General features: G+C 69.5%; 9 protein-coding genes and 1 pseudogene. 6 read left to right on the top strand and 4 right to left on the bottom strand.

Going from position 1 to position 12,487, the window contains the following annotated elements; genetic code table 11:
* Nucleotides 1–23: 23 nt before the first annotated feature.
* Nucleotides 24–1,544, bottom strand: a complete 1,521-nt coding sequence (locus tag MJ797_RS11765; protein WP_374582030.1) for a hypothetical protein — start codon at nucleotides 1,542–1,544, stop codon at nucleotides 24–26.
* A gap of 569 nt (nucleotides 1,545–2,113) precedes the next feature.
* On the opposite strand from MJ797_RS11765, the gene mptB (MJ797_RS11760) reads away from it, so the two are divergent.
* Nucleotides 2,114–3,730, top strand: a complete 1,617-nt coding sequence (mptB, locus tag MJ797_RS11760) for a polyprenol phosphomannose-dependent alpha 1,6 mannosyltransferase MptB (RefSeq protein WP_239334371.1) — start codon at nucleotides 2,114–2,116, stop codon at nucleotides 3,728–3,730.
* A gap of 382 nt (nucleotides 3,731–4,112) precedes the next feature.
* Here the strand turns inward: mptB (MJ797_RS11760) and MJ797_RS11755 are convergent.
* Nucleotides 4,113–4,724, bottom strand: a pseudogene (locus MJ797_RS11755) (hypothetical protein); the annotation flags it as partial.
* An 859-nt stretch (nucleotides 4,725–5,583) separates the two neighbouring features.
* On the opposite strand from MJ797_RS11755, the gene MJ797_RS11750 reads away from it, so the two are divergent.
* Complete coding sequence (locus tag MJ797_RS11750; RefSeq protein ID WP_239334370.1) at nucleotides 5,584–6,837, top strand: Glu/Leu/Phe/Val dehydrogenase; 1,254 nt, start codon at nucleotides 5,584–5,586, stop codon at nucleotides 6,835–6,837.
* Here MJ797_RS11750 and MJ797_RS11745 read toward each other — a convergent pair.
* Nucleotides 6,782–7,207, bottom strand: coding sequence for an RNHCP domain-containing protein (locus MJ797_RS11745; protein WP_239334369.1), 426 nt, complete (start codon nucleotides 7,205–7,207; stop codon nucleotides 6,782–6,784). The genes MJ797_RS11750 and MJ797_RS11745 overlap by 56 nt on opposite strands.
* Nucleotides 7,208–7,400: 193 nt before the next feature.
* Here MJ797_RS11745 and MJ797_RS11740 point away from each other — a divergent pair, with 193 nt between their 5' ends.
* The 3 genes from MJ797_RS11740 to otsB all read left to right on the top strand — a co-directional run bounded on the left by MJ797_RS11740 (nucleotide 7,401) and on the right by otsB (nucleotide 9,503).
* Nucleotides 7,401–7,856, top strand: coding sequence for a DUF3263 domain-containing protein (locus MJ797_RS11740; protein ID WP_239334368.1), 456 nt, complete (start codon nucleotides 7,401–7,403; stop codon nucleotides 7,854–7,856).
* A gap of 9 nt (nucleotides 7,857–7,865) precedes the next feature.
* Nucleotides 7,866–8,510, top strand: a complete 645-nt coding sequence (locus MJ797_RS11735) for a LytR C-terminal domain-containing protein (RefSeq protein WP_239334367.1) — start codon at nucleotides 7,866–7,868, stop codon at nucleotides 8,508–8,510.
* 141 nt (nucleotides 8,511–8,651) lie between these two features.
* On the top strand, nucleotides 8,652–9,503 hold the full coding sequence (otsB, locus tag MJ797_RS11730) for a trehalose-phosphatase (RefSeq protein ID WP_239334366.1): 852 nt from the start codon (nucleotides 8,652–8,654) through the stop codon (nucleotides 9,501–9,503).
* Between the two features lie 28 nt (nucleotides 9,504–9,531).
* Here otsB and MJ797_RS11725 read toward each other — a convergent pair whose 3' ends face one another.
* On the bottom strand, nucleotides 9,532–11,091 hold the full coding sequence (locus tag MJ797_RS11725; RefSeq protein WP_239334365.1) for a trehalose-6-phosphate synthase: 1,560 nt from the start codon (nucleotides 11,089–11,091) through the stop codon (nucleotides 9,532–9,534).
* Nucleotides 11,092–11,390: 299 nt separating this feature from the next.
* Here MJ797_RS11725 and mptB (MJ797_RS11720) point away from each other — a divergent pair.
* Nucleotides 11,391–12,487 (top strand): polyprenol phosphomannose-dependent alpha 1,6 mannosyltransferase MptB (mptB, locus tag MJ797_RS11720; protein ID WP_239334364.1); only part of this gene is annotated, 1,097 nt, incomplete at its 3' end.

The raw sequence follows: 12,487 nt of genomic DNA, 5'->3' as shown, positions 1-12,487 counted from the left end.
GAGCGTCCGGCGCTGACCGGTACTCAGTGGACGCGGGGGTCGGCGGGGCAGTCCAGGGCGCTGGCCCTGGTCAGGCCGCTGACGGTCAGGCGGGCGGACAGCCGCACCGGCCCAGGCGAGTCGGTGAGGATGCCCGTCCAGCCGTCCGCGGCCTGGAACACGCAGGCCTCGTGGCCGTCATCCAGTTGCCAGTACGGCGTGAAGTGGACGAGGACGGTCGCCATCCCGGGTGCGGAGAAGTCCACCGCGAGTGAGCTGACCCCGAGCTCGGTCAGGCTCGCCGGCCCCCGCACGAGGCCGGGCGCATCGGCGACCAGCCAGACCTTCCAGTGCGCGTCCGACCACGCGAGCTCCAGGTAGGGCTGCCCGGCCGCGAGCAGCTTCGCCTCCTCGACGGCGGAGGCATCCAGTTCCACATCCGGCAGTGCCACGAACCGGACGCCGCGCTCGAGCAGCCACTGGTGGTAGGTGTCGGGGGCGAGGGTGCCGTCGTAGAACAGCGAGTTGTACTTCATGTCGAGCTGGCGTTCCCAGCCGCGGGCCAACGGGACGTGCGGCGCGACGAACGAGGCCTCCCAATGCGCACGGGTGAACGGGACCTCCACCCGGCCCGCCGCCACCGGACCATGGTCAAGATAGTCGAGCAGGCCGGAGTAGTAGCTGCCCTGGCCGGAAGCGTCCCCGTAGGTAGCCAGCGCACCGTGCACCGGGCCGATCTGCCAACCGATCAACGGTATCGCGACAACAAGCAGTACCCGTGGCCGGCGGGCCAGCAGCATCGCCGCGACCGGGCCCGCGAGCAGGGTCGCGGGCCGGGCGATGTTCCCGCCGATCTGTGTCGGGACGAAAAAGAAGACAGCCGCGGAAACAGCCCACAGCCCCAGGCCACGCCGGATCGCCACCTCCTTCTTCGGGACGACGACCAACCCGGCCGCGATCAGCGCAAGCAGCGACAGGAACGTCAGCGCCGGAAACGGCTGCACACCGTGTTCGGGAAACAGCAGAGCGACGAGGATGCCGCTCGCCGCCCCGGCCAGCGGCAGCACTCGACGCCGGTCGAGCGTGCCGACCAGGGCCAGCCCAGCCAGCAGCACGAACCCACCGGCGAGCGGTGAGGCGAGCGACGAGCCGATCGCGCCCACCCACGCGACCGTCATCCGGCGCTCACGCACGCCGAGCAGCGCGAGCGCGCCGAAGGCCATCCCGAGGGCGAACGGCATCCGCCCGACGACGAGGTTCGCCACTGTGGCGACCGCGAACCAGACCAGGGCCAGGTCGTGACCGTGCGCACGGCCGGGCCCGCGCAGCAGCCGCGTCGCGATCATCGTGGACGCCACACCGGCCAGGCAGCCCAGCACCTGCACCCCGAACAGCGCACCCAGCGGAGGGAAGAGCACGCTGTAGCCGGGTACGGTATGCCCGCCGTACCACTGATCGTCCCACAGGGTGGCGCCACCGTGCTTGAACAGCCACACTCGGTATTCCTGAGCGGGGGTGTCCGGGCCGGTGAGCCCAAGCGCCAACGACAGCCCGCACAGCACCATAGTGATCAGCCATGGTCGACGCCGGAGCACCTCGACGATGGCCGATGCGGCGGCGAGAACCCCCCGGACCGCCCGATGCCGAGGTCCCTCGCCAACCAGCCCGACGGAGCGGGACCCGACCGCGGAGGCCCTCGCCCGGGAGGCCCCCGCCCGCCGGAACGGGAGAGAAACCGTTGGGAAGGAGCGCGTCACCGGTGGTCCGGTTTCCCCCGTCAGCGACCGCTCTGTCACGATTCGGCATACCGCGGTTCCGTGTACCGCGGTTTCACGTGACACGGTTTCACAACGCTCGTCGGGGTACCCGGCGGGATGATCCTCACGATGCCCGTCCCGCGACCGGCCTTCCCAGGACCGACGCCCGTGCGACCCGCGTCCGCGCAGGATGGTGCCGAGCAGACCCACCCGACACCTCCCACTGTCCAACGTCTGGGAACCCGCTGACCGGAACTACCCGGTCAGCGCCGGTCCGGACCCCCGGCGGCGCCATCGGCTGGGGGCAACGAAGACCCAATCGGCGGTTTCGTTCGCGTATCGGCCCGTTTCATGCACCCACCGTATGCCCGACGCTGATGGGCACTGTCGCGGCGGTTACCACCGTCCTCGCCGAAGCCCGGCTCGGTCCGCGTAACCCGGACACGCTCAATCCATCGTCCTGGTGGGGAATCCTCCCATCCAGCGCGCCGCCTGACGTCACCCGGGGCTGGCTGGCCCCGATCGCGGCCCTCGGTGTAATCATGCTGTGTTTGTCCTGGTGCATCCTGATCCGTGCGACCACCCGCGCGGTCCTCGCGCCATCCCGCCTGGCTGTCGCCTCGTTCGCCTGGAGCCTGCCGTTCGCTCTCGGCCCGCCGCTGTTCAGCCGGGACGTCTACGCCTATGCCGGTCAGGGCGAGCTTGCCCGCCACGGGCTGGACCCGGCGACACACGGCATCTCGGCGCTGCGCGCGTTCGGCCCCCACCTGGACGCCTTCGTGGCCGCCGTGGATCCACGCTGGCGCGAAACCCATGCCCCCTACGGGGGAACAGCCGTGTTCGTCGAGAAGACGGCCGCGGCGCTCGGTGCGGCACTGTTCGGCACCGGTCCGATCGGCGCTGTGCTCCTGCTGCGCCTCGTCGCCGTGATCTCGGTGGTGGTGCTGGTGACGCTGACACCCCGCCTGCTGCCCCGGCGGACCCGCAACCAGCGGACCGGGCTGGTACTCGCCCTGCTCGCCTGCAACCCGGTCACCGTCATCCATCTGATCGGTGGAGCGCACCTGGACGCGTTGGCCGGCGCGCTGACAGTCACGGCGCTCGTGCTCGACCGCCACCGGCGCCGCTGGGAAATCCAACGGCAACGGGACCGGGCACCTGGATTCGCGATCGGTCCGACCATGAGCCGGGCCGGCGCTGTCGCCCTTGCCTGCCTGGCCGGTACGGTCAAGGCGACCGCCTTCCTCGGTCTCGTTGTGCTGCTCCTCGTCCACCTTCGTGAACAGATCATGGCCGGCTCCGACGCAGCCGCCAGGACCGGTGCGCCGCGGCGCGCCACGGGCAGCGCCGCCGCGGCGGCGGGCGCGCTCCTGGACCTCGCGGTGGCCACGGCCACGGCCGCGGCCAGCATGGTCATGGCCGGCTTCGGCCCGACCTGGATCGCGGCGCTGGCCACCTCCGGCACACTGCGGACCGGCATCGCCCCGGCCACGCTGCTCGCCCACCTGATCTCCCCAGCGCTGCGGCTGCTGGGTCTCGGCGGCCATGCCGACGCGGCTCTCGCCGGCTGCCGCATGCTGTCGTTGCTCACGGCCGCCGCTGTCGTCGCATGGCTGCTGGGGCGAGCCTGGCTCAACCCGTCAACGGACGGGCCTGCCGGACGAGCCCCGGACGATATCGCCATCGTCGGCGTCGGCGGCATCGCCGTGGCCCTGGGCAGCCCTGTTCTCTATCCCTGGTATCTGGCACTGGCCATCCCAGCCCTGGCAGTCATGATCGCCATAACCAGCGCACACACACCGCGCCGAATTATGATCTTCATATCGGTGACCCTCTGTCTGACATCGCTCGCCTCGCTGGCTCCGACCTGGACCCTGCTGGACCGGGCACGTCCGCCCGGACACACGGTGCTGGCCGCGTCCACCGCCATGATCCTCGTGCCCCTCGCCACGGCAGCGGCCAAGCGGCGCGGACGGCGTACCAGCAGACGATGAGAAGCAGACCGTTGCGAGCGACCAGCAGCAGGCTCGCGACAACCCTGCCCTGGATGACGTCCTCATAGCGGACCGGGTAGACCACGAACGAGAACAGGCACGTGGCCAACAGACCGACGGTGACCCGGCGACGCGGGTCAACCACACGGTGCCCCGCTGATACGGCTGATACGGCCTGGTCGGACAACAGCGGGCGGCAGGCGGCGACGGCCAGGACCCACACCAGATACTGCGGGCTGAGCACCCGGCTTGTCACGAGCACGACCAGCAGGAGCGCCAGCATGCGATCCGCAGGGTCGATCGCCATCCGACATTCTTCGCGGTCGCGGGACGGCCGAGGCAGCCACCAGCGCGCGACCGCGGCCAGCACGACCACAACCTCCACAAGGGAACAGGCCGTTGCCACCAGTTGCGCCGCGTCGGATCCGAACTGCAATGCCCCCCAGGCATACGCCGGCCCGGCATGCAACCCGACCATGTGCGCGAGGACGAACGGAGTCGCGGCGACAGCCTCGACCTGCAAGCCGCGGGCCTTCTGCGCGTCCAGGAAACCGAAGGCGTCCCGCCACCAGCCGGCGGCGAACAGCACCCCCGTGACCAGCGCGGCCGCTCCCGCCATCCCAGCCACCAAACGCAACAGGGCAGGATGGGGCGACAACCGGGCCAGGCGTCTGCCCGAACCCGGCGCGCCCAGCGCGAGCAACAGCAGCACCGGCCACACCTTGACCGCGGTGCCGAGACCCACCGCCAGGCCAGCCCTGCCCCAGTGTCCCCGACCACCTCCGCTCGGCCCACTCAGTGCCGCGACAGCCGCAACGGTCAGCAGCGCCGGCACCATGTCGAAGCGCGCCATCGCGACCGGGCCGAGCGCGCAGATCCCGGTCAGCCAGAACCGGGCCGCCGACACCGAACGGCGGGCAACGATGGCGGTGATCGCTGCGTCCGACGCGAGAACCATCGCGAAGAAGCCGACGCCGTACGGGAACCTGGTCACCGCCTCCAGCGCGGACGGGATGGCCAGCACGACGGCCGCGGCGGGAGGGTACTGCCAACGTTCGTCGGTGACCGGCAGGCCCCGGCCACCGACGAGATCACCGCCCCACCGGTCATAGAGCCGAACATCGCCGAACACACCATGCTGCGCACCCAGCACCTTCACCGCGATGGCCAAGGTAATCAGAAGTAGCCGGCTGACCAGCCAGAACAGCCAGATCTGCCGGGCCGTCCACGGCTCGAGCCACGCGGCCCGGCACAGTCGCAGCGCCGATTCCAGCCGCCCGCGGGCGCGGTCCACGCAGCCTGGGCGATGGTCCGCAGACCCGTTCCCCGACCGCCGACCAGACCGTCGCGGTGTCGCCCTTGCGGGGCGGATATCTACCGTCCGCACGATCAGGACGGTAGACCGCCTCCCCCGTGCAACGCCTCCGGCGTCGCACGGGGACCCCTGGCCCGAACCCCAGCACCACCCGGGAGCTTCCGATCAGCAACAAATTGCAACCATGTTTGTATAAGCGACCACTTTCCAGCCGCTTTATCGGCACCGGTAGGATTTCCGTCGTACCTCGGAGAGGCCTTGGTCAACCTTGCTGCGACACATTGTCCAGCAGCCGAGTACTCTGCGTAACCTAACGCGATGTACACCCGGAGGGACCGCGGCCCACGACCGCCGCATGGATCGCCCTGGCGATCAGACTGACAACTGCCACAGGTCACGAGGGCCGGGATCTACAATCCAGGGCCTGACGCCTGGCCACCGGTGAACGCGCAACGGTGGCCTCGCAGCCCCGGAGGCTTGCCGGTCCGGCGCTCGGCGCGGTCAGCGGGGACCGCGCACGACACAAGGAGGTGTCTGAATGCTCGGGTCTCCGTCCGCGTGGGACACGGCACAGATCCAGTTGGAGAACGCCGCCCACCACCTCGGCCTCGATGACGGCCTGCACGATCTGCTCCGGACTCCGCGCCGCTCGATCACAGTCAGCGTCCCCCTGATGCGTGACGATGGCCAGTTGCTTGTCCTTACCGGCTACCGGGTCCAGCACAACCTGGCCCGCGGACCGGCCAAGGGGGGGATCCGCTTCCATCCGTCCACCGACCTTGACGAGGTCAAGGCCCTGGCCATGTGGATGACGTGGAAGTGCGCGTTGATGGGTATCCCCTACGGCGGTGCCAAGGGCGGCATCGCCGTCGACCCGAAGCTGCTGTCCCTGGCCGAGCGGGAGCGCATGACCCGCCGCTATGCGGCCGAGCTCGTCCCGCTCATCGGGCCGGAGAAGGACATCCCCGCGCCGGACGTGGGCACCGACGAGCAGACCATGGCATGGATCATGGATACCTACTCGACGCACACCGGCTACACCGCGCCCGGAGTCGTCACCGGTAAGCCGTTGTCGATCGGCGGATCAGCCGGGCGGGCCGGCGCGACGAGCCGTGGCGTCCAGCTGGCGGCTTTCGCCGCGCTGGCCGAACACGGCCTCGACCCGTACGACGTTACTGTCGCGGTCCAGGGGTTCGGTAAGGTCGGCGCGCTTGCGGCGCAGTACCTCCACGACGCCGGCTGCCGGGTCGTCGCGGTGTCCGATGTCAAGGGGGGTGTGTACAACCCGCAGGGGCTCAATCCAGCCGCGCTCGTCCGCCGCGTCCAGCGCGGCGCGGACACGGTCGTCGGATACCCCGGAACCGACACGATCACCAATGCCGAGCTGCTCGAGCTGGACGTCGATCTGTTAGTGCCCGCGGCGCTGGAAGGAGTCATCACCGCCGCGAACGCCGACCGGGTCAAGGCACGGATAATCATAGAGGGCGCGAACGGCCCGATATCCGCGGACGCTGATCCGATCCTCGAGGGCAACGCGATCGTGGTCGTCCCGGACATCCTCGCCAACGGCGGTGGCGTCGCTGTCTCCTACTTCGAGTGGGTCCAGGACATTCAGGCTTACTTCTGGACCGAGGACGAGGTCAGCGACCGGCTGCGCGACATTATGAACCGCGCGTATGGGGAGGTTTCGCGGCTAGCGACGGAACGTGACGTGAGTCTGCGCACCGCCGCGCACATCATCGGGGTCGCCCGGGTCGCCGACGCGCACCGGACCCGCGGTCTCTACCCCTGACAGCGCTGCCCCGCAGACCCCCCTCCGACTCCTCACGGGCACCGGGCGGGATGGGGACGCCACCCCCATCCCAGCCCGCCGCCGACACCTCGATGATCATATCGATGTCGTCCGCCGGGGATGTCCTGTTCCGTCGTTGGTGGCCGCACGTCTCACAGCGGTGAGTCAGGACGATGTCATGCGGACCGGTCTCCACCGCGACCGGGCGCATCGCGCCGTGGCACCCCGCCGCCCGGTCACCAGGGTTGACATCCACATGCCGAGACCACAGGCAGCACGGGCAGTGGTTGGTATAGCCGTTCCCGCGGACCGGTGTCCGGCAGACAAGGCACTCGAAGTCCTCGGTGGTACGGACGAAGCGACGGGGCACTCCCCGAGAGTAGGAAGCGTCGCCGGCAAGCTCAACAGCGAGCCATCAGTGATCTGATCCCGTGTGTCGGCCGGCTGATCCCGCGTGTCGGCCGGCTCGGCCGAAGTTGTCGGACCCATCCTCTGAAATAGTGGGCGGCGAACCACAACCCTGTGATTCGCGGATCCCGTCCCGTCTGGAGGAGGCCATCGCCGTGGAAGCCGCCCACGTCCTGGCAACGGAGGCCGAAACCTTCGGCCCGCCGCCGCATCCCGTCGAACTGCGGACCACCGAGCCGCAGGCAGCTGAGCCACAGGCCGCCGGCCCGCGAGCCACCGAGGCTGGGGGTTGCGGCGACTCACCGGCCTCCAGCCGCACCGCGCAGTCGAACACTGAACGCGATGAGGTGTCCGCTTTGAGCGACCGGCAGCGGCGGATCCTGGAATTCGAGCGGCACTGGTGGCGCTACGCGGGCGCCAAGGAGACCGCGATCCGCGCCGAGTTCGCAATCTCGGCAACCCGCTACTACCAGATACTGAACGCTCTGATCGACTCCCCCGCCGCCCTCGTCACCGACCCCATGTTGGTCAAGCGGCTACGCAGGTTGCGAGCGACACGCCGACGGGCGCGCGCCGGCGGTACCGCCCGCCTCGACCCCGCTGAGATGTGAGCATCCGCCATGACCGATACCACTGTCGCGTCGCCCAGCCCGCCACGGCCGCCCCGACTGCGTCGCGGTGATCGGCTGCACGCCATCGCGGCCGGCAGCATCGCCGTGCTGGCCGTACTCGGCTGCATTCTTGTCGTCAACCTGGTGAACGACCCGACCGCGGAGAAATCTCGCGTGGCGGCGACAGCGGCCACCGCCACGCATCCGCCGGTGATGAGCGGGCCATCTGCCGCCGGGACCGCGATGACCCGGGCGGTAACCTCGCCGCCAGCCGCGGCGGGCACTAGACCATCGCCAAAAGTCATATCTCAGCCACCCGTCGCCGCTGCCGCGGCCGCCCCGGCCAGCACGCCGCAACACGTCTTCGCCCCGATCGTGATCCTGAACAACTCCAGGGAGAAGGGGCTGGCGGAGGCCGCCCGAGCACGGCTGGAGGCCGCCGGCTTCACGGTGACGCGGACCGGCAACTACCAGTCGACATACAACGTCGAGATCCCGACCGTGTTCTACGACGAGGGGCACCTGGACGCGGCCCAGACCGTGCTGGACCTCATCCCGGACGTGAAGCAGGCGAAACCGAAGAACAAGAACTTCATCGCGGATGACCCACTCATCCTTGTCATAACCAAGGATTTTTCACCAACCGCACCCTGACCCGCCAACGGTCGTGTGATCATCACCCTGCCGTGTGCGACGTCGGCGGCCCTGCGTGAACAAGCTGGCTGAAGGCCGCGCGACCATGGGTTTTCGCGCGCGACCGGAGGCCCTGAGAGAACAAGTGACGGACCTGACCTCATGACTTCCACATCCGGTTCCGGCCCGATCGCCACAGCGCCGCGGACGCTGGCCGGCGGCGCGGGGCTCGCGGCCCTCCTCACCGACCCACGCCACGCGCTGATCTCGCTGGACTACGACGGCACTCTCGCGCCGATCGTCGCCCGCCCGTCGGACGCTGTTCCGGTACCGGGTGCTCTGGCCGCGCTGGCACGGATAGCCCAGCAGGTCGGATCGGTCGCCATCATCACCGGACGGCCGGTCAGCGCGCTGCTCGAACTCGCCCGGTTCAGCGAAGAACCGGGGCTCGACTCAATGGTCATCCTCGGCCAGTACGGGCTGGAACGCTGGGACGCCGCTACCAATCAGATCACGAGCCCCGACCCACTGCCCGGGGTCACGGCTGTCAGGGCCGCCCTGCCGCAGCTGCTTGAGGACGCCCCAGCCGGCACTGTCGTAGAGGACAAGGGGCACGCGCTCGTCGTGCATGTGCGCCGCACCTCTGACCCGGACGCCTCGCTGGCGGCTCTCACACCCGCGCTGACCAGCCTTGCCAGAGACCACGGGCTGGAGGCGGCGCCCGGCAAACGGGTTCTGGAGCTGCGTCCGCCCGGCCACGACAAAGGCCGCACGCTACGCGACCGGGTGACGGAGCTGGGTGCCCGCTCGGTCTTGTTCGCCGGTGACGACCTCGGCGATCTGCCAGCCTTCGACGCGGTCGACGAGCTGCGGGCCACCGGTATCCCGGGGCTGACCGTGTGCAGTGACGGCCCGGAGGTGCCAGCCCGGTTGCGGGAACAGGCAGATCTCGTCGTTCCGGGCCCGGAGGGGGTGGTCGCGCTGCTGCGGCTCCTCGCCGACCGCCTCTCCTGAGAGCCTGGTCGCGGGGCTTTCCCGACCGTCAGGCGAGCAGGGCGTCGAGCTGGTCGCGAAACCACCTGCGCGGGGGAAGCCGGCCGGCGACGGCGGCGAGCCGCTCGCATCGGCGGCGGCGCTCGTCAGCGGTCATCAGCAACGCGGTGTGGATGGCGGCGGCGGTCTCACCCACGTCGAAGGGATTCACCACCAGCGCGTCGGCTGCCATCTCCGCGCAGGCTCCCGCCTCGCGGGAGAGCACCAGCGCGGCTCCGGACCTCGACAGCACCGCGCCTTCCTTCGCGACCAGGTTCATACCATCCCGGATTGGATTCACCACCAGGACATCAGCGAGTGACAAGGCGGCCAGTGACCGCGGGTAGTCGTCGTTGACCTCGAGCCGGACCGGCGACCACGAAGCGGTCGCGAACTCGTCCTCGATCTCCTCCACGATCCGCTGCACGGCAGCCGTGTACTCGCGGTACTCAGGAAGATCATGACGTGACGGGTAGGCACAGACGATGTGCATCACCTGACCATGCCAGCGTGGATGTTCACGCAGCAGTTCCCGGTACGCTTCCAGCCCGCGGACGATGTTCTTCGACAGCTCGGTCCGATCCACCCGCACGATCACGCGACGGCCCGCAGTCAGTTCCCGCATCTCGGCGGCGCGGGCCGCGACATCATGCCCGCGGGCGCGCCGTACCAGGGCGGCGCTGTCGACTCCGAGCGGGTGGACACCGATCCGGACGGCCCGACCGCGGTAGCGCAGCCGCGGCTGGCCGGTGCCATCGGTCATCCCACCGGTCTGGCCCGCGGTGTTGCCCTGGCCCGCGGTGTCGCCACGGTCGATCTCGGCAGCCCGGTCAACGGCGATGTCAGCGCCGAGCGTTGCCTGGGCACAGCGGCAGAACGCCTCGGCCCACGCCGCGGTCAGAAAACCAAGATGATCAGCGCCGAGCAGGCCTTCGACGACCGCGCTGGCGACGCTGTCCGGCAACATCCGGAAGTACTCGGGTGGCGGCCACGGGGTGTGACTGAAATGGGCGATCCGTAGATCTGGCCGCAGCCGACGCAGCTGCGCGGGCGCGAGGGTCAGATGGTAGTCCTGGATCAGTACGGCCGCGCCAGGCGCCGCCTCACGCGCCAGTGCCTCGGCGAACAGCGTGTTGTAGCTCTCGTAGGCCAGCCAGTCCTGCTGGAACACCGACCCGAAGGACGGCTGGGAGGCCGGGGCGTACAGAAGATGCAGGATGAACCAGAGCGTACGGTTGGCGACCGCGTTGTACGCCCGCTCGAACACGACCCGGTCCACATCGAGCATGCACACCGCGGTACCGCCGGTGTCGTGGCCAGCGAGATCGAGCCGGCCGTCCGGGGCCAGCCGGGTGGCCCGCCGGTCGGCTTCGCTCAGCGCCGCGCACACCCACACCAGCCCGCCGCCACCGGCGGTATCCCCGGCGGTATCTCCGCCGCCGGACGCGGCATCCTCGCCCACCACCGCGTGCAGACCGCTGACCAACCCACCACCGCCACGACGCGCGACCAAGGACCCGTCATCGTCCGCGCTGAACGCCACCGGCCCACGGTTGGACGCGACGAGCACGCGGGCCGTCCCGACAGCCGCGGAACACGCCGGTTCGTCAACCCCCGTAGCACGGCACACATACGGAGACTAGGGCATGCCTCGAAGATCTTCAGCGACCCGGCCCGCCCCGATCACGCCGCAGCGAATAACGTAATAGTTCATCATATGATATAATATGTGACCCACCGTCAACATCGGTTGACAACAACGTCATATGACAACAGCACCACATGGCAGCATCGCCGGCCGGCAACTCGGGGTTGACCTACTTTTGACGGAATCAATATAAAAATGTCAAATAGCTACGATTGTCTCGTATGCCCTGCCGTGCACTCGAACGGATGACAGCGGCGAGGCCCGGCGCTCCCCTCGCGGGCATCATGCCGCGGGGCGGTGACGTCCCGACCACCTGCCCCGGCAAAGGCTCCAGCCACCCGAAGCCGGCCGAGCCCACCTGGTCTGCTTCCAGCGCCCCCAGCAAGTTCCTCCTGTCCAGCCTCTTCCTGCCCGGCCTGCTCGGGCTTGTCGGCACATGCCTGGTGGTCGGCACGGCGGGGCGGCTCGCGCTGCGCGCTGGAGTCGAACTACCTACCGAATGGTTCGGGTTACTTGTCCCGGTACGGCTTGACCGTGCCTCAGCACTGCCCGCCTTTATGATCGTTGGGGTTGCGCTCGTCGTCGTCGCCTGGCTGCAGCTGCGCCTGCTGGCCAGCAGGGGGTCGGTCTCGCTCAGCCAGACCGGGATCATCATCGCCGTCTGGTGCCTGCCCGTCGCCGTGGGCCCGCCAGTCCTGAGCCTGGACGTCTACAGCTACGTAGCGCACGGAGCCATGCTCACCGCCGATCTCAACCCATACCAGGACGGCCCGGCCATTCTGGGCCACCAGCCCAGCCTGCTTGCGAGCGACCCGGTCTGGCGGATGTCCCGGGCCCCCTATGGCCCCCTGGCGCTCGCCCTGCTGAAGGCCGCCTATGCGCTGTCCGGCGGGAGCGTCCTGGGAACGGTCCTCATCCTGCGGCTCGTCGCGCTCGCGGGCACCGTTGTGATCGTGGGATGCGTAACCCGGGCCGCCGACCCGCGGCAGCGGCCGCTGGCCCTCGCGACCGCCGGGAGCCCGGTCGTGATCCTGCAGCTCCTCGGCGCCATCCATCTTGAAGCAATCATGATGGCGCTGCTTGCGGCGGGCCTGCTGGCTGCCCGAGCGGGACGCCCGATACCGGCCATGGTCCTGCTCACCGCGGCCACCGCGGTGAAGTGGCCAGCGGTGTTCGCGATCGTGGCCGTGGCCGTGTGGCACGCCGGGACCCCGGCAGCGGGCTCCCATCCGCTTAGAGCGCCCGAGGATAGGGCGTTCGATCAGCGGGCGGCGTATCCGCGCCCGGTCCGGCAAGGCGGCGGAGGAAGGCGCACTGG

It is taken from the genome of Protofrankia sp. CiP3, assembly GCF_917627345.1.
Taxonomy (GTDB): Bacteria; Actinomycetota; Actinomycetes; order Frankiales; family Frankiaceae; genus Protofrankia.
Note: the sequence above shows the minus strand (reverse complement) of the source record. Positions and strands in the feature narration are given on the sequence as shown.

Bases quoted from the DNA above. Each gene is read 5' to 3' on its own strand.
- otsB (WP_239334366.1), top strand. From the start codon at position 8,652: ATGACTTCCACATCCGGTTCCGGCCCGATCGCCACAGCGCCGCGGACG.
- mptB (WP_239334371.1), top strand. From the start codon at position 2,114: ATGGGCACTGTCGCGGCGGTTACCACCGTCCTCGCCGAAGCCCGGCTC.
- MJ797_RS11750 (WP_239334370.1), top strand. From the start codon at position 5,584: ATGCTCGGGTCTCCGTCCGCGTGGGACACGGCACAGATCCAGTTGGAG.
- MJ797_RS11735 (WP_239334367.1), top strand. From the start codon at position 7,866: ATGACCGATACCACTGTCGCGTCGCCCAGCCCGCCACGGCCGCCCCGA.
- MJ797_RS11765 (WP_374582030.1), bottom strand. From the start codon at position 1,544: ATGGTGCTGTGCGGGCTGTCGTTGGCGCTTGGGCTCACCGGCCCGGAC.